Here is a 15,463-nt window from a genome sequence, read left to right on the forward strand (position 1 = left end):
CGGCTTCCCCGGGCGGGCGCCCGTCGGGTCGCTCGTCGTCGCGACCGCGCTCGTCGCGGCGGACCTCGGCGCCGAGACCGCGAACGGCTTCGCCGGCGTGGACGAGCTCGGCTTCGGCTCCGCGCGCCTCGCGGCCGACGCCCGCCTCGCGGGCGCCTTGGCCGCCCGCCTCGCCGCGGCCGGCTTGCCGGTGAGCACCGGACCCGTGCTCACCGTCACGCCCGCGACGGGCACGGCCGCGACCGCCGCGGAGCATCTGCGGCGCGTGCCGGACGCGGCGGCCGAAGCCATGGAAGGCTTCGGGGCGGCCGAGGCCGCTCGGCAGTTCGGCCTGCCCGCGCTCGAATTGCGGGCCATATCCAACGCCGTCGGCCCCCGCGACCGGGATGCCTGGCGGATCGGCGACGCGCTCCGGGCTCTGGAGCGCGCCAGCGAGATTTTGAAAGAGGTGCTCTGATCTTATGAAAATCGCGTACTCCCCTTGTCCCAACGATACCTTCGTTTTCCACGCGCTGACGCACGGCCTCGTGCCGGGCGCGCCGGCGTTCGACGTCACGTACGCCGACATCGACATCACCAATAATTGGGCCGCGGCCGGCGAAGGCCCCGAGGTCCTGAAAATTTCGTACGCCGCGCTTCCGTGGGTGCTGGACGACTACGCCCTGCTGCCGTGCGGCGGCGCGCTCGGCCGCGGCTGCGGACCGCTCGTGCTGACCAAGGACAAGCTGGCTTCCCCCGCGGAGCTCGCGGGCAAACGCGTGGCCGTGCCGAGCGAGCGCTCGACCGCGTACCTGCTCTTCCGGCTGTGGGCGGCGCAGAGCATTCCGGGCGGCAATCTCGACATCGTCGTCATGCCGTTCCACGAGATCATGCCGGCCGTGCGGGACGGCGCCATCGACGCCGGGCTCGTCATCCACGAAGCCCGCTTCACCTACCAGAATTACGGCCTGAGCCTGCAAACCGACCTCGGCAGCTGGTGGGAATCCGATACCGGCCTGCCGATCCCGCTCGGCGCCATCATCGCCCGCCGCTCCTTGGACGCCGCTCCGCTGACGCAGTGGATCCGCGCTTCCGTCGACTATGCCTGGACCCGCCCGGAAGCATCGCAGGCGTACGTGATGGAGCACGCGCAGGAGATGTCCCCGGACGTCGCCAAGCAGCATATCGCGCTGTACGTCAACGAATTCACCGCGAATCTCGGCGCCAGCGGCTATGCCGCCGTCGAATCGCTGCTCGGCCGCGCGATGAAGGAAGGCCTCGTGCCGGCGTTCGACCTTGCCAAGCTGCGCGCTTAAGGCGACGGCCGAAATCGCCCGCGCGCAGGTCGCCGGTCACCGCGCGTTATCGTTAGCGCCGTGACTCATCCCAGGCACAGGGCCCAGGCAGCTTCCCGCTGTCCGGCCGCGGTCCGCCCGCGGCTTGCCGCTTGCGCGCCAGCCCGGAAATCACGCGCACGGGCTTCGCAGGCATTGAAAAGGCATCTTCCGCGTTCGCGCTATCGCGACGTCGGAAGATGCCTTTTTTGCATGCCGTTTTCGGCGGATCGCCCGCAATCGACGGTCCCGCGCCCGCTTCACCGTCAGACGCGCGGCTTCTCGCTTCGCCGCAATCGCGCGTTCCCTACGCCTGCCCGCCCGCTTTCCGCTCCTCCCGAAGCTCCCGCTCGAACAAGGTTTGGTTCGCCCGGTGGAACTTGCGCAGGTTGCGCGGAAACGGGCAGTCCTTGATCAGCGCGTCGATCCCCGCCTGGTCGCCCGCCCGCACGGCCGCCCGCATCGCGGCGATGTAGGCCATGTCCGCGGCTTGCCGCCGTTTCATCTCCGCGACGTCCGTCGTCGAGCTCCCGTGGCCCGGAATCAGCCGCGCGATCTCGTGCGCCTCCAGCATCGCGTCCAGCTTGGCGATCGACGTTTCGTACAAGCGGCTGTCGTGGTAAATATACGGAAACTCGATATTCGACCAGTAATCCCCCGCAAGCAGCAGGCCGAGCGGCTCCACGACGGTATACACTCCGTCGTCGTTGTGCCCCGGGGACTGGTAAAACGTCAGCTCGAGCGAGCCCGAAGCGCCGAGCCGCAGCTTCCCGCCGTCGCCGCCGATCGCGTGCGTGACTTCCGGATAGCGAATCTCGTAGCTCCGCTCCAGGTAGTAGCCGTCGTCGAAGGCCCGGATCTGCTCTTCGATCTCCGCCCTGGCTTCGGCGCTCTTGCCGGCCAGCGCGGCCGAGGCGATGATTTCCGCGTCCGGAAACGCGCCGTACCCGATAATATGGTCGTAATCCGAATGCGTGAACAGCACGTACTTGCGTTTGCCGTTCGCGGCCGCCTCGTCGGCGTAACGCCGGATCTCCTCGACCTCGCCCGGCAGCCAGCACGGATCGACGACGAGCACCGCGTCCTCGCTTTGAATGACGGCCGAAACCGTTTTGTACAACGCGCTCTCGAAGAGCGTAAGCGCGCCGTTTCGCCTTTTAATCATGGTTTCGATGCAGCCTCCGATCTCCCTAAATGTCCTCTCGGCTTCGCGGCTTCGCGGCCGCGCCTCTTTCGTTCGCGCTACGTCTACGATACCGTGCCCGTCCCGAAAAAGCCATCCCCGTCCGGCCGAGCAGCGGGCCTCCGTCCGTTGTCCGAGCCGAACGGTCGTCACGTCTACATAGAAAGGCGGATAACCGCCAAACTAAAGGAGTGGAATGCCATGGAAACCAACGGCCGGGCTTTTGCCCCCGTCCCATTTTTACCGACAAAGGAGCACCCTATGACCTACGACTGCATCATCGTCGGCGGCGGCCTCGCCGGCATGCAGGCGGGCATCCAGCTGGGACGCTACGACGCGCACAAGGTACTCGTCGTCGATTCCGAAGACGGCCGGTCGACGCTTTGCCGCAGGTACCGCAATTTCCTCGGCTATCCGAACGGCGTATCCGGGGAGGAGCTTCGCCGCGCGGGCCGGCGGCAGCTGAACGAATACGGCATCCGCGTCGCGCGCGACACGATCCTGGCGGCCGAGCACGCGGGGTCCGGCGATGACGCGGCCGGCGGGTTTCGCCTGCGGGGCGCGCAGGGCGCCGTCTACGAGACGCGCGCCATGCTGCTGGCCACCGGCGTCATGGACCGCCTGCCCGACTGGCCGGGCTTGCGCCCCTGCCTGGGCCTGACCGTCTTCGTCTGCCCCGACTGCGACGGCTTCGAGATCCGCGGCCGCGAGACGCTCGTGCTCGGACGCGGCGACGTCGGCGCGGAGATGGCGCTGACGCTAAGCCAGTGGACCAAGCGTTTGCTCTATTTGCGCCAGGAGGACGAGACGCATCCGCTCGGCCCGGAGCTGGCGGAGCGGCTGGCCGCCGCCGGCATCGAGCACCGGGCCGCCCCGGTGCGGGCCATTCGCGCCGCGGGGGACGGCGTTTTCCAGACCGCCGTCCTGCAGGACGGCACGGAGGTCGCCGCCGACCGCGCGTTCGTCGCCTTCGGCGGCAACGAGGTGCGCTCGGGGCTCGCCGAGCAGCTCGGGGCCCGCATGCACCCGAACCGCCACGTCTGGACCGATCCGCGCACGAAGCAGACGACCGTCCCGGGGCTGTGGGCCGCGGGAGATATCGCCTTTCACTCCGAGCAAGCGACCGTCGCCATGGGCGAAGGCGCGCAGGCCGCGATTTGGATTCACAAATCGCTGTCCGAAATCATGGAAAAGGAGCGGCATTGAGCCGCTCCTTTTCGTTATGCCCGCCCGCGGGGGCGCTCCGGTCGCGCGATTACGCCGCCTTCTGCAGCTCGTAGAAATTGCCGTCCCACAGGACGAGCAGCGTTTGCGCGTCCTTCACCACGAAGAAGCTGCCCGGGCTCGCCCCGTCGCCGATCGTGACCGCCTTGACGGAATCCGCGTCGATGCCCAGATCCTTCAGCTGCACCCGGTATTCGCTCGCGAAATCGCCTTTGGCAATATCCTCTTCCTTGTATTCCGGCTTTTGAATTTCGTCTTTGCCGAATACCGCTTTGTCGCTCGCATAGGTCGCTTTCGTGCCGATCATGCTATCGTCCGGCGCCGTCGAGACCGCCGTGGATCCGGCGACGCCCTTCACGGTCCAATCGCCGAAGTAGGACGGCGTCGCCGCGGATTCGTCCGCCGGCGCGTTCGCGTTCGACCCGTTCGAAGCGTTCGTATTGTTCGACGCGTTCGTTGCGTCGGACGCGCCGGAGCCGTTCGCGCCGTTCGACGCGTTCGATGTATTCGTCGCGTTCGATGCCGCGGGATCGTTGTTCGAATTCGCGTTGCCGCAGGCGCTGACGGCAAGGACGGCTGCAAGGACGACGGACGTAAGAAGCCATTTTTTCATTGTCGGTAACCTCCATGATATCGCAAGCTATGTTCACCCGTTACAACGCGTCCGGGTCGAATAAGGTTGCAGCGGGGCTACTCGTCTTTTTTCGCTTCGTGCACCTTCAGCAGCTTGCCCTTCACCGTCGTCGTCTTCATGGCGCGCAGCACCTGCGGCCCCTTGCCGTTCAAAATATCGACGAACGTCGCGTTGTCCCGCATCGCGATGATGCCGATGTCCTCCGAAGCGACGCCCTCGAGCTTCGAGATCGTGCCGACGAAATCGACCGCGCGCAGCTTCTTCTTCTTGCCTCCGTTGAAATACAGCTTCATGATGCCGGCGCCGAGCCGTTCCCGCTTGTCCGGGCGCGGCGCCTCCGCGGCCGCGAGCTTTCGCTCGAACGCCGGCCGCGCCGCTTCGACCGCCTCGGCGGAAGGCGCCTCCGCCCGCGGCAGCGCGAAGCCCAGGTAGCGCTCGATCTCGGCCAGCCGCCGGTCCTCGCGCGGCGACGCGAACGTGATCGCCTCGCCCGCCAGCCCCGCGCGGGCCGTCCGCCCGATGCGGTGGACGAATTTCTCGCTGTCCATCGGCAGGTCGTAATTGACGACGTGGGTGACATGCTCGACGTCGATGCCCCGCGCCGCCAAATCCGTCGCGATCAGGAAGCGGAACGCCCTGCGGCGGAACGCGTGCATGACCTTGAAGCGGTCGTCCTGGTCCATGCCGCCGTGCAGCTTGCCGCAGGAATAGCCGCTCGCGCGCAGCTCGCGGCAGACCTCGTCGACGGCTTCCTGCGTGGCGCAGAAGACGATGCAGCGGTCCGGGTTTTCCGTCATCGTCACCGCTTTGAGCAGCGAGGGCTTGTCCCGCTCGCCGACGATGTACAGCTTGTGGCCGATCCGTTCCGCCGCCACGCCGCCGGGCGCGTCGATCTCCAGGTGCAGCGGGGCGCGCAGATGCGTCCGCCCCAGCCGCTCCACGTCCTCCGGCAGCGTCGCCGAGAACAGCAGCGTCACCCGGTCCTTCGGCAGCGCCGCGATGATTGCCTCCACCTGCTCGACGAACCCGCGGTTCAGCATTTCGTCCGCCTCGTCCAGCACGAGAAACCGGATCCGCTCCACCTGCAGCGTCCCGCGCCCGATATGGTCCAGCACGCGCCCGGGGGTGCCGACGACGGCGTGGACCTTCTGGTTCAGCTCGGTCTTCTGCGCCGCGAACGGCTGCTGCCCATAAAGCGCGACCGCCTGCAGCCGCTTGAACCGGCCGAGGCCGACGAGATCCTCCTTGACCTGTCCCGCGAGCTCCCGCGTCGGCGTCAGCACGAGCGCCTGCGGGCGGTTCTCCGCCCAGTCGATCAGCTCGCAGAGCGGAATGCCGAACGCCGCCGTCTTGCCGCTGCCCGTCTGGGCGCGAACGGTCAGATCCCGGTGCGCCAGCACCTGCGGGATGACCTCCCGCTGCACCGGCGTCGGCTCGTCGTAGCCGAGGGTCTCGAGCGCCCGCAAAATCTCCTCGCTCAGCGGGTAGTCCCGAAAATGCGTTTCCTGCTTGTCCGTCGTCATCGCATGCTCCAATCCCTTTCGCCTGGCTTGCTTCTTATGTCCAGTATACCCGATCTCCGCGGCGGATGCCCGGCCCGAAGGCTTGCCCTTTTCCCGCCATGAAGGCGACCTACTCACCCTCTTCTTCCGGAAACCGACCCGTTCCCCGCCATGAAGGCGACCCAGTCCCCCTCCTCCGCCGAAAACCCGCCCGTTCCCCGCCATGAAGGCGACCCAGTCCCCCTCCTCCGCCGGAAACCCGCCCGTTCCCCGCCATGAAGGCGACCCAGTCCCCCTCTTCCACCGAAAACCCGCCCGTTCCCCGCCATGAAGGCGACCTACTCACCTTCTTCCTCCCACGCCGAACGCGCGCCTCACCCGCACGCCCGCCGCCGTCGCCCCCACTCGCCCCCGCGCCGCCCGCCTCCATGCCGCCAACGCCAAAAAGCCCCGGCCCCCGCAAGGGGGACCGAGGCCCAATTGCCAACCGACAGGCTAGCTCAAGTTGATCTTCACCGTCTTGATCTCGAACGGTCCGAACGAGAGCTCGTAGCCGCCCGCTTCCGCCGCGGCCAGCGCCGACGTCTCCCGCTCCATCAAGTCGGCCAGCGCGGCCGATTCATGGGCGAGGCGGACCTGCAGCCGCGCCGACGCGTTCGCGCCCGACGTCTCGTACAGCCGCACGATGAGGGCGTTCTCGTCCTCCGCCTTCTTCACGGCTTCGAGCATGACGCCGCGGCCGTCCAGCTCGAGCGCCGAGAACCGGTCCGCCGGCAGCGCGCCGCCCGCCGAACCGCCGGCCTCCGCCGCCGCGAGCGGCGAGTTGAACGCATACGCCGCCTTGTACACCTCGGCCGCCAGGAAGTCGCCCTCATGCGGCAGCAGCGCGTAATCGAACCGGTGCTCCGCGCGGTCGCAGACCGGGTCCGGATACGAGGGGCTGCGCAGCAGATTGATGCTGATCGTGTGCCCGTTCGCGCTGTAGCCGTATTTGCAGTCGTTCAGAAGCGCGGCGCCGAAGTCCGGCTGCGACAGGTCGATCCACTGATGCGCGCAAATCTCGTCCTTCGCGTATTCCCACATCGTGTTGCGGTGCGTCGGGCGCTTCAGGTGACCGAACTGGATCTCGCAGTTCGCCGCGTCGGTGTAGACGTTCAGCGGGAAAATCGCCCGGAGCATCCGGCCGTTCTCCTGCCAGTCCGCTTCCGTGGCGAACGCCAGCTGCTTGCTGCCCGCCGTCAGCGAGACGCGCTGCACCAGCGTCGAGCTGCCGTAGGCGTACCGCTGCTCCACGACGGCTTGCGGCCCGTCGACGAATGCCCGCGCGCCCGTCAGCGTCATGCGCTCCGCGCCCGCCGCGGCGTAATCCTCGGGGAAGTCCCACGCGTCGCCGTTGTCGGCGTAGACCGCCAGCACGTTCGCCGGCTCGTTCGGCGCCAGCACCTCGCGGCGCAGCGTCTTGTCATAGACGGAGCCGATGCTGCCGTCCGCGAGGAACGTGACCCGCACGAGCTCGTTCTCGAGCGCGTCGTCCGCCGCCCGGAGCTCGAACGCCGGCAGCGCCTGCGGCGCCGCCGCGTCGACGACCGTGTAGCCCATCGCCGGCACGGTTACCTCGCGCCATTCGCCGCCGACCGCGTTCGTCCATTCCGTGCGCGCCCACGGCAGCGAGTTGAACACGACCGCCGCGCGCTCCGCGCCCGAAGGCGCCATGGCCGCCGCCGCGTCGCGGTACGCCCCGGCCGTCAGTTCGTTCACGCGGGCGAGCAGAACCTCGTACCGCGCCAGCGATTCGTCGAACACCCGGGTGATCGACGAGCCCGGCAAAATATCGTGGAACTGGTACAGCAGCACTTCCTTCCAGATCGTCTCCAGCTCCTCGGCCGGATAGACGCCCGTCCCGGACGCATGGGCGAGGGAAGCCGCGAACTCCAGCTCGCGCAGCGCCTTCTCCAGCTTGCGGTTGAACCGCTTGTTGCGCGCCTGGCTCGTCAGCGTGCCCTGATGCTTCTCGAGGTACAGCTCGCCCTTCCACGACTTGTAGCGGCTTGCGTTCTCGCTTAGCTTATCGAAGAACGCGATGGCCGGCTCCTGCTTCACGGGAATGAGGCCCTGCAGGTTCTTCACGCGGGCCAGCCGCTCCAGATGCTCTTCGCCCGGACCGCCGCCGCCGTCGCCGATGCCGAATACGACGAGGCAGTGGTCGGAGACGTTTTTATCGTAATAGTCCCGTTCCGCCTTCAGGACGGACCGCGGCAGCGCCGGGCCGTTGTACGTGTCCTCCGGCGGGAGGTGCGTCAGCACGCGGCTGCCGTCCAGCCCTTCCCAGAAGAACGTATGGTGCGGATGGTCGTTATGCACGCTCCACGACAGCTTCTGCGTCATGACGTAGTCGACGCCGGAGAGCTTGAGCAGCTGCGGCAGCGCCGCCGAATAGCCGAACACGTCCGGCACCCACAGCATGCGCATGTCGAGGCCGAATTCGTCCCGGAAGAACCGCTTCCCGTACAAAATCTGCCGGACGAGCGCCTCGCCGCCGGAAACGTTCGTATCCGGCTCCACCCACATCGCGCCCTGCGCTTCCCAGCGGCCCTCGGCGATGCGCGCCTTGATCTGCGCGTACAGCTTCGGATGCTGCTCCTTCACCCATTGGTACAGCTGCGGCTGGCTCGCGCCGAACACGTAGTCGGGATACCGCTCCATGTTCCGCAGCACGGTCGAGAACGTCCGCGCCCCTTTGCGGTACGTCTCGCGGATCGGCCACAGCCAGGCGAGGTCGATGTGCGCGTGGCCGACCGCCGTCGCCGTCATCGTCGGGTCGCCGCCGCGCTTCGCGAGCTCGGCGCCCAGAATGCGGCGCGCTTCGGCGACCGCCTCGTCCGACGGGCGGCGCAGCAGCAAATGCGCGTCGTACAGCGCCTGCACGATGCGCGCCGTGCGCGCGGACTTGTCGCCGGCGTTCTCCGCATAATCGAGCAGCACCTCGTAATCGTAGTACAGCTGGCGCACGTCCTCATGGCAGATCGCGATGTCCGCTTCCTTCACCGTTCCGCTCCGGAAGAAGCCGAACAGGTCGTTATTCCCCGCGTCGCCCCACAGGTCGACGGTTTCGCCGCCGCTTGCGCGCTCCGCGAGCCGGAATACCCGCTTGCCCGGCAGGCCGAGCGTGAGGTCGAACTCCGAGTTCACGTTCGTGAGCCCCTGAAGCGGCGTCCCTTCCTCGTCGAACAGGCACAGCTCCCCGTTCACGTCGATCAGCAGCACGACCGGCTGCCCGGCCGCCGCCTCCGGCACGGTCCCCCGGAAATGGAACCACGCGCAGTCCCACCGCTCGCCCCATCTGTCCCCCGCCTGCAGCTCCAGCCGTTCGCCGGATTCGCGCTCCGCGAAGACGACCGGTTCCTTCGTGGCGTACGCCGTCATCGCAAGCGGCGCGACCTTCGTATAAATGCGCGACTCGATTCCCCGCAGCGTCTGGCGGAGAACGTCCATGTTAATCGGTGTATGCGGCATTTGATTCCGTCACCCTCCCTTGGCTCTCGGTAGATATGCCATAATAATATATTATATATGTATAATAGATCAATTGGTTTGCGAAAATAAAAACATGCCCCCGTCGGAAGCATGTTCGTCTCCTGTTTGTCTTGCCGCCATACTTACCGAACGCAGTCCGCCTAACCGACGGCTCTCCTCCGCACCGGGCCGCTCATCGCGGTTCCGGCGCCGGACCCGTCGTCCCGCGCACGACCAGCTCCGGCTTCAGCACGATATGGCTGTACGCTTCGGCGCTTTTCCTTCGCTTGCCGACGATGTCCAGGATCAGCTCGCCCGCGCTCCGGCCGATGCCGCCTTCATGCTGGTCGATGTACGTGAAGGTCCCCTGCTCGTCCAACAGGCCGCGGCTCGGATTGTCGAACGTCAGGATCGACAGGTCGCGCGGCACCTCGAGTCCCGCTTCCTTGGCCAGTGCCGCGATATGCAGGCCGAGCGTGCTGTTCAGCGCGATGTACGCCGTCGCCGCGCGGCTCGCGATCGTCCGCACGAGCGGATGCTCCGGCCCCGCCTCTCCCGGCTCAACCGTAAAATCCGTCAGCAGCAGCGCCGGATTGATCATGCCGCCGTTCTCCTTGAGCGCGTTCATGTAGCCGTTCACCCGGTCGTCGACCGACGCCGTCGACAGCGGCGTATCCGCGCAGATCGCGATGCTCCGGTGCCCGAGCGCCCACAGATGGTCGACGGCCAGCTTCGCCGCCAAGGCGCCGTCCGCGTTCACGGTATGCGTCTCGACGCCCGGCAGGTAGCGGTCGATCAGCACGAACGGATAGCCGTTCATCTTCAGCGCGATGATTTCCTCATTATAGACGTTCGCGTCCACCGGGAAAATAATAAGCCCCTCGACCGTATCCCGCAGCTCGCGAATGAGTTCTTCCTCGCGTTCCTTGTCGTTGAACGTGAACAGCGCGAGCAGCGAATAGCCGGCGGCCGCCAGCGCGTCCCGGATGCCCGACAGCAGCCGGATGGCGAAATAATCGCCGATGAACGGAATCACGAGGCCGATCCGCGGCCGTTCCGCCTCCAGCTCCGCTTCCGCTCCTTCGAAGCTTGCGCCCCGCTGCCGCAAGGCGCGCCCGTCCCCGCCGCCGTCTTGTCCGGCCGTGCCTTTCGCGGCCCCGAGCGCGCCGAGGCCGAAGTCGTCGCCCGCCGTCTCCGCCGCCGCGGCCGCATAGCCGGTCTCGTCCTCCGGCACGCCCCGCACGAAAGTGCCGCGCCCCGGCACCCGGTAAATCCATCCGTCCCGGGCCAGCTCCCCGAGGGCGTTCGCCACCGTAATGCGGCTGACGTTGAAATGCTCCAGCAGTTCCTTCTCCGCGGGAATGCGGTCCCCCTCGCGCAGCTGCCCGGCGCGAATCGCCTCCTTAAAATGGCTCTGAATGCGTATATACAGCGGCTTTCTGTCCATGTACATAGTCGCAGCCCTCCGCAAGGTTTTTTATATATTCAATATATCATATATGTATGGGATTTTGTTGGAAAATTATTGTCGCCCAATTTCTTACAGATTTCGAGGCGATATGTAGAATAGACGCAGAACGGGGCGAAAAAGAGGGAGGGCATGTAAGGTTTTGCGGAAATCGGCCGAACGAAGGCCAAAAATCGCCGATCGCGAAATCGGCGGCGTTGAGGGTGAAGTCGCCCCAACCGGCCCGGCTGGGGGAGAGGATATCCGATAAGGCCAGATAAGGGCTGTGCATCGGCCGCGCAAAAAGCGTGAAGCACGATCCGATCCAAGCACGGTGCAAGGAAGCAACCATGACGGCATCCTGATAATGCCCCGCTGGTTGAGTGCGTTGATTGTGGAATCCTTTGATTGTGGAGTACCCTGTTGGTTGAGTGCCTTGATTGTGGAGTACCCTGTTGGTTGAGTGCCTTGATTGTGGAGTGCCTTGATTGTGGAGTGCCCTGATGGCGGAGTTCCCGATGGCGGTTCCCCGATGGCGGCGGCCGCCCGGGAACCCGAGAGGGTGCCATAGGCCGGAACAGGCGGCACGAATGAAGGGGTAGCCGGGCCGGCCGTACCCGATAAAAAAGAGGGAGCGCCTAAACGCTCCCTCCCATGCCGCCTAGCGCGGCGGCAATTCAACCTGCCCCCGCCGGACGGCGCTCGCCCGATTCGGCCGCTACTTGATTTCCAGCAGTTCGTACTCGATGACGCCCATCGGCGCGTTGACGCTGATCCGCTCGCCGATCTTCTTGCCGAGCAGTTCCTTGCCGAGCGGGCTTTCGTACGATATTTTGTTCTCCGCCACGTTCGCTTCGGCCGGCGCGACGATCTGGTACTCGATCTTCTCGTCGAACTCCACGTCGTGCAGCACGACCGACGCGCCGATCTGCACGTTGTCGAGATTGCCGCCTTCGACGACGCGGGCCGTGGCGAGCATTTTCTCCAGCACCTGGATGCGCGTCTCCATGAACGCCTGGTCTTCCTTCGCGGAGTGGTACTCGCTGTTTTCCTTGAGATCGCCGTAGCTGATGGCCAGCTTGATCCGCGCCGCAAGCTCCTTGCGCTTGACGTACTTCAGATCGTCCAGCTCCTCCTGCAGCTTGTCGAAGCCTTCCTTGGTTAAAATCACTTGTTCGCCAGCCATGTCAACCGCTCCCGTTTATTCATATTGGATAACTCCATTTTACCCGATTTTCGCTCGTTTGTCCGCCGAACCGCGATTAGGCCATCATGTCAGTGTTAACCAAATGGCCCCCGCCTATAAGAGCGCCCAGCAAAAAAGCACCCGTCTCCGGGTGCCTGGGCGCCGTTAGCCGGATGCTTTCATTTGCTTGCTGCGCAGCTGCCCGCAGGCCGCGTCGATGTCGGTGCCGTGCTCGAGGCGGACGCTGACGCTGACGTTCCGTTTCTTCAGCGCGTCGTAGAAGCCGCGGATCGCCGACTGCTCGCTGCGCTGGTACTGGCTGTGCTCGTCGACCGGATTGTACGGAATGAGGTTCACGTTCACGTGCGGGCGGCGGTCGCCGATCAGCTCGGCGAGCTCCAGCGCGTGCTCCTGCCGGTCGTTGACGCCGCGCAGCAGGATGTATTCCAACGTGATGCGGCGCTTGTTCTTGCTGATGTAATAGTCGATCGCCGCCATCAGCTTCTCGATCGGGATCGCCCGGTTGATCTTCATGATCCGCGTGCGCAGCTCGTTGTTCGGCGCGTGCAGCGAGATCGCGAGATTGACCCCGAGGCCGCGGTCGGTGAATTCGATAATCTTGTCGGCCAGCCCGCTCGTCGAGACCGTAATGTGCTTCGCGCCGATCGCGAGCCCTTTATGATCCTTGACCACGTCGAGGAAGTCGACCAGGTTCTCGAAGTTGTCGAACGGCTCGCCGATGCCCATGACGACGATGTGGCTGACGCGCTCGCCCTGTCCCGCGGCGTCGAGGTACAGCTGCGCTTTCATGATCTGCTCCGCGATCTCGCCCGCGGACAGGTCCCGGCTCTTGCTCAGCAGGCCGCTCGCGCAGAAGCTGCAGCCGATGTTGCAGCCGACCTGCGTCGTCACGCAGACGGACAGGCCGAATTTGTGCCGCATGAGCACGGTCTCGATCAGGTTGCCGTCCTGCAGCCGGAACAGGAATTTCACCGTGCCGTCGGCGGATTCCTGCCGCGTGTGCTCGGCGAGCGTTTCGATCGCGAAATGGTCCGCGAGCAGCGCGAGGCAGTCGGCGTTCGCGTCCGTCATCGCCTCGAACGACGTCACCCGCTTCCGGTAGAGCCATTCCCACGTCTGCAGCGCCCGCGAAGGTTTATGTCCGCGCTCGCGCAGCCAGTCGGTCAGCTGCGCGAGCGTCAATCCGTATATCGAAGGTTTGTTCATTTCAAGTCCTCTCTTCGCATGTTACCGCGTATTCCTATTTATTCTCCCAAAATTCAAAGGGGAATACAAGGGCGGGGATGTTTTGCCGTCCCGCGCAAAAAAAGCCCCTGAACCGGCATCCCCATGCTCGGCTCAAAGGCTTCTCTTCATCCTATGGGCCCGTCGGCAAAATAGTACGGGTAGTGCATCTTCTCCTGCACGCGGCGGGCGAAATCCCGGCCGGCCAGCGATTCCACCACGAACAGCCCCAGATCGAGGGAGGACGCCACGCCTCCGCCCGTGAACGCGTCGCCGTCCCGCACATAGCGCTCCCGCACGACCTCGGCGCAGTACGGTTCAAGCAGCTCGTAGGCCGACGGATTCGTCGTCGCCCGCTTGCCCCGCAGGAAGCCCGCCGCGCCGAGCAGCAGCGCCCCCGTGCAGACGGACACCTTGTACGGCGCGCGCTCCGCGGTCCGCAGCCAGGCGACGAAGCCTTCGTCGAACCGCAGCTGCCGGGTCGACATCCCGCCCGGGACGAAGAGCAGGTCATAGCCGGACAGGTCCGGCTTCACGCGCGGGACGTGAATCGACAGTCCGCGGTCGTCCGTCACGCGCGGCTTGTCCGCGCAATAGTCCCATGTCAGGCTTTCGTCCGCGCCGAGAAACTTCAGCCAGGTGACCGCCTCGTTGAATCCGGAGAAATCGAGCAGAGTCATGCCGTCGAACAGCACGAACGCCATTTTCATGCCGCGTCATCCTTTCTTGCGACTCGTCTTGCCGGCCGATCTCGGACCGGCGTCTCGTCGTCCTCCTTTTCGACGTCTGGAAGGAAAATCCTTTCGGGTTCGTACAAGCGCCCGTCCTGTATGGTACAGTGGAAGAAAACGGGCCTCCGCGTTTTTTTTCGGCGCGGCTGTCACAGACCGCTAACCCTCCACGTCTTATGAGCAACTTGCTAATGAGGAGGCGGTTGCGATGCAACACGCGGAAACGATTGTGATCGGCGGCGGATTGGCGGGCTTGCTGACGGCGATCCAGGTGGCGAAGGCCGGCAAATTAACGGTGCTTCTGGAGAAATCGGCGCATGTCGGCGGGCGGGCGATCACCGTGCGCAAGAACGGCGCTTATCTGAATCTCGGGGGCCACGCGCTCTATCGCGGCGGCGCGGCGTTCGCGGCGCTGCGGCGGCTCGGGATCGAGCCGAAGGGCAACGTGCCGGGTACGGCGGGATCGGTCATTTGGAAGAACGGACTCGTTCCGCTGCCGGCCGACCCCTACCGGCTGCTGACCTCGAAGCTGTTCCGCTTCTCCGGCAAAATGGAGCTGGCCCGCTTGTTAACCCGGCTCGGCAAATTCGACGACGCCGGGCTCGGCGGCCTGTCGCTCCGCGAATGGGCGGAGGCCGAGGTGCGCGACCCGATGGTGCGCCATCTGTTCTACGCGCTGTGCCGGACGGCCACGTACAGCCGCGACATCGACCGGCAGCTCGCGTCGGCCGTGCTGCGCCAAGTGCAGCTGGCTCTGAAGGGCGGCGTCCAGTACCTCGACGGCGGCTGGCAGAGCATGACCGACCGGCTGCGCGAGCTGGCCGTCCGCAGCGGCGTCGCGATCCGTACCGACGCGGGCGTCGCCGCCGTGACGCACGAGGACGGCGCCGTGCGGGGCGTGACGCTCGCCAGCGGCGAACGGTGGACGGCGGACGGCGTCGTCAGCGCGCTGCCCCCGGGCGATACGTTCCGGCTCGTGCCCGGGGCCGAACGCACGGCCCTGCTGCGCTGGAAGGAGGACGCGAGCCCCGTGACGGCGGCCTGCCTCGACCTGGCGCTCGACCGGCTGCCCGTGCCGGGCAGGGACTTCGCCATGGGCCTCGACCAGCCGTTCCTGTTCTCGAATCACTCGCGGGCGGCGAAGCTGAGCGACGACGGCACGGTCGTGACGCATCTCATCAAATACAACCTCGCCGGCGAGCACGACCCGCGCGCCGACGAGGAGGCGCTGCAGCGGACGATGGAGCTGCTGCAGCCCGGCTGGCGGCAGCATGTCGTCGCCAAGCAGCTGCTGCCGAGCATCACGGTCGTGCACGACCAGCCGCATGTCGGCCGGCGCGATTCCAAGCCCGGACCGGCCGTGCCGGAGATCCGCGGCCTGTACGTCGCCGGCGACTGGGCGAGCCACGGCGAGCAGCTCGCCGACGCGGCGGCGGCCAGCGCGGAGCGCGCCGCGGCCCGGCTGCTGGCGGACGCGCGGACGGG

At 66.1% G+C, this 15,463-nt stretch carries 12 protein-coding genes; 4 read left to right on the forward strand and 8 right to left on the reverse strand.

Going from position 1 to position 15,463, the window contains the following annotated elements; genetic code table 11:
- Together mqnB and I8J29_RS31890 are read left to right on the forward strand one after the other, a co-directional pair.
- On the forward strand, nt 1-457 hold a 457-nt coding region (mqnB, locus tag I8J29_RS31885; protein WP_208851308.1), incomplete at its 5' end, for a futalosine hydrolase.
- A gap of 4 nt (nt 458-461) precedes the next feature.
- The gene (locus tag I8J29_RS31890; protein WP_208851309.1) at nt 462-1,295 is read left to right on the forward strand and encodes a 1,4-dihydroxy-6-naphtoate synthase; all 834 of its coding nucleotides are present in this window, start codon (nt 462-464) and stop codon (nt 1,293-1,295) included.
- A gap of 325 nt (nt 1,296-1,620) precedes the next feature.
- On the opposite strand, the gene I8J29_RS31895 is transcribed toward I8J29_RS31890, so the two are convergent.
- Nucleotides 1,621-2,478, reverse strand: coding sequence for an MBL fold metallo-hydrolase (locus I8J29_RS31895; protein ID WP_208851310.1), 858 nt, complete (start codon nt 2,476-2,478; stop codon nt 1,621-1,623).
- Between the two features lie 279 nt (nt 2,479-2,757).
- On the opposite strand from I8J29_RS31895, the gene I8J29_RS31900 reads away from it, so the two are divergent.
- A complete protein-coding gene (locus tag I8J29_RS31900) occupies nt 2,758-3,702 on the forward strand; it encodes an NAD(P)/FAD-dependent oxidoreductase (protein ID WP_208851311.1) in 945 nt (314 codons plus the stop codon).
- 49 nt (nt 3,703-3,751) lie between these two features.
- Here I8J29_RS31900 and I8J29_RS31905 read toward each other — a convergent pair whose 3' ends face one another.
- The 7 genes from I8J29_RS31905 to I8J29_RS31935 all read right to left on the reverse strand — a co-directional run bounded on the left by I8J29_RS31905 (nt 3,752) and on the right by I8J29_RS31935 (nt 13,957).
- Nucleotides 3,752-4,333: a hypothetical protein gene (locus tag I8J29_RS31905; RefSeq protein WP_208851312.1), complete on the reverse strand. Its 582-nt coding sequence runs from the start codon at nt 4,331-4,333 to the stop codon at nt 3,752-3,754.
- 77 nt (nt 4,334-4,410) lie between these two features.
- Nucleotides 4,411-5,877: a DEAD/DEAH box helicase gene (locus tag I8J29_RS31910; RefSeq protein WP_208851319.1), complete on the reverse strand. Its 1,467-nt coding sequence runs from the start codon at nt 5,875-5,877 to the stop codon at nt 4,411-4,413.
- A 474-nt stretch (nt 5,878-6,351) separates the two neighbouring features.
- On the reverse strand, nt 6,352-9,369 hold the full coding sequence (locus tag I8J29_RS31915) for an alpha-mannosidase (RefSeq protein WP_208851313.1): 3,018 nt from the start codon (nt 9,367-9,369) through the stop codon (nt 6,352-6,354).
- A gap of 193 nt (nt 9,370-9,562) precedes the next feature.
- Entirely contained in the window at nt 9,563-10,822 is a 1,260-nt protein-coding gene (locus tag I8J29_RS31920) for a GntR family transcriptional regulator (protein WP_208851314.1), read from the reverse strand.
- Nucleotides 10,823-11,534: 712 nt separating this feature from the next.
- Complete coding sequence (gene greA, locus I8J29_RS31925; RefSeq protein WP_208851315.1) at nt 11,535-12,002, reverse strand: transcription elongation factor GreA; 468 nt, start codon at nt 12,000-12,002, stop codon at nt 11,535-11,537.
- Nucleotides 12,003-12,167: 165 nt separating this feature from the next.
- Nucleotides 12,168-13,229, reverse strand: a complete 1,062-nt coding sequence (rlmN, locus tag I8J29_RS31930; protein WP_208851316.1) for a dual-specificity RNA methyltransferase RlmN — start codon at nt 13,227-13,229, stop codon at nt 12,168-12,170.
- 146 nt (nt 13,230-13,375) lie between these two features.
- The gene (locus I8J29_RS31935) at nt 13,376-13,957 is read right to left on the reverse strand and encodes a DJ-1/PfpI family protein (RefSeq protein WP_208851317.1); all 582 of its coding nucleotides are present in this window, start codon (nt 13,955-13,957) and stop codon (nt 13,376-13,378) included.
- Between the two features lie 229 nt (nt 13,958-14,186).
- Between I8J29_RS31935 and I8J29_RS31940 the strand changes: the two genes are divergently transcribed.
- Nucleotides 14,187-15,463, forward strand: a 1,277-nt coding sequence (locus tag I8J29_RS31940; RefSeq protein ID WP_208851318.1) for a phytoene desaturase family protein, incomplete at its 3' end; no start/stop codon positions are given.

The organism is Paenibacillus artemisiicola (assembly GCF_017652985.1).
Taxonomy (GTDB): domain Bacteria; phylum Bacillota; class Bacilli; order Paenibacillales; family Paenibacillaceae; genus Paenibacillus_Z; species Paenibacillus_Z artemisiicola.

Coding starts and splice junctions, on each gene's coding strand:
- I8J29_RS31890 (WP_208851309.1), top strand. CDS start 462: ATGAAAATCGCGTACTCCCCTTGTCCCAACGATACCTTCGTTTTCCAC.
- I8J29_RS31895 (WP_208851310.1), bottom strand. CDS start 2,478: ATGATTAAAAGGCGAAACGGCGCGCTTACGCTCTTCGAGAGCGCGTTG.
- I8J29_RS31900 (WP_208851311.1), top strand. CDS start 2,758: ATGACCTACGACTGCATCATCGTCGGCGGCGGCCTCGCCGGCATGCAG.
- I8J29_RS31905 (WP_208851312.1), bottom strand. CDS start 4,333: ATGAAAAAATGGCTTCTTACGTCCGTCGTCCTTGCAGCCGTCCTTGCC.
- I8J29_RS31910 (WP_208851319.1), bottom strand. CDS start 5,877: ATGACGACGGACAAGCAGGAAACGCATTTTCGGGACTACCCGCTGAGC.
- I8J29_RS31915 (WP_208851313.1), bottom strand. CDS start 9,369: ATGCCGCATACACCGATTAACATGGACGTTCTCCGCCAGACGCTGCGG.
- I8J29_RS31920 (WP_208851314.1), bottom strand. CDS start 10,822: ATGTACATGGACAGAAAGCCGCTGTATATACGCATTCAGAGCCATTTT.
- greA (WP_208851315.1), bottom strand. CDS start 12,002: ATGGCTGGCGAACAAGTGATTTTAACCAAGGAAGGCTTCGACAAGCTG.
- rlmN (WP_208851316.1), bottom strand. CDS start 13,229: ATGAACAAACCTTCGATATACGGATTGACGCTCGCGCAGCTGACCGAC.
- I8J29_RS31935 (WP_208851317.1), bottom strand. CDS start 13,957: ATGAAAATGGCGTTCGTGCTGTTCGACGGCATGACTCTGCTCGATTTC.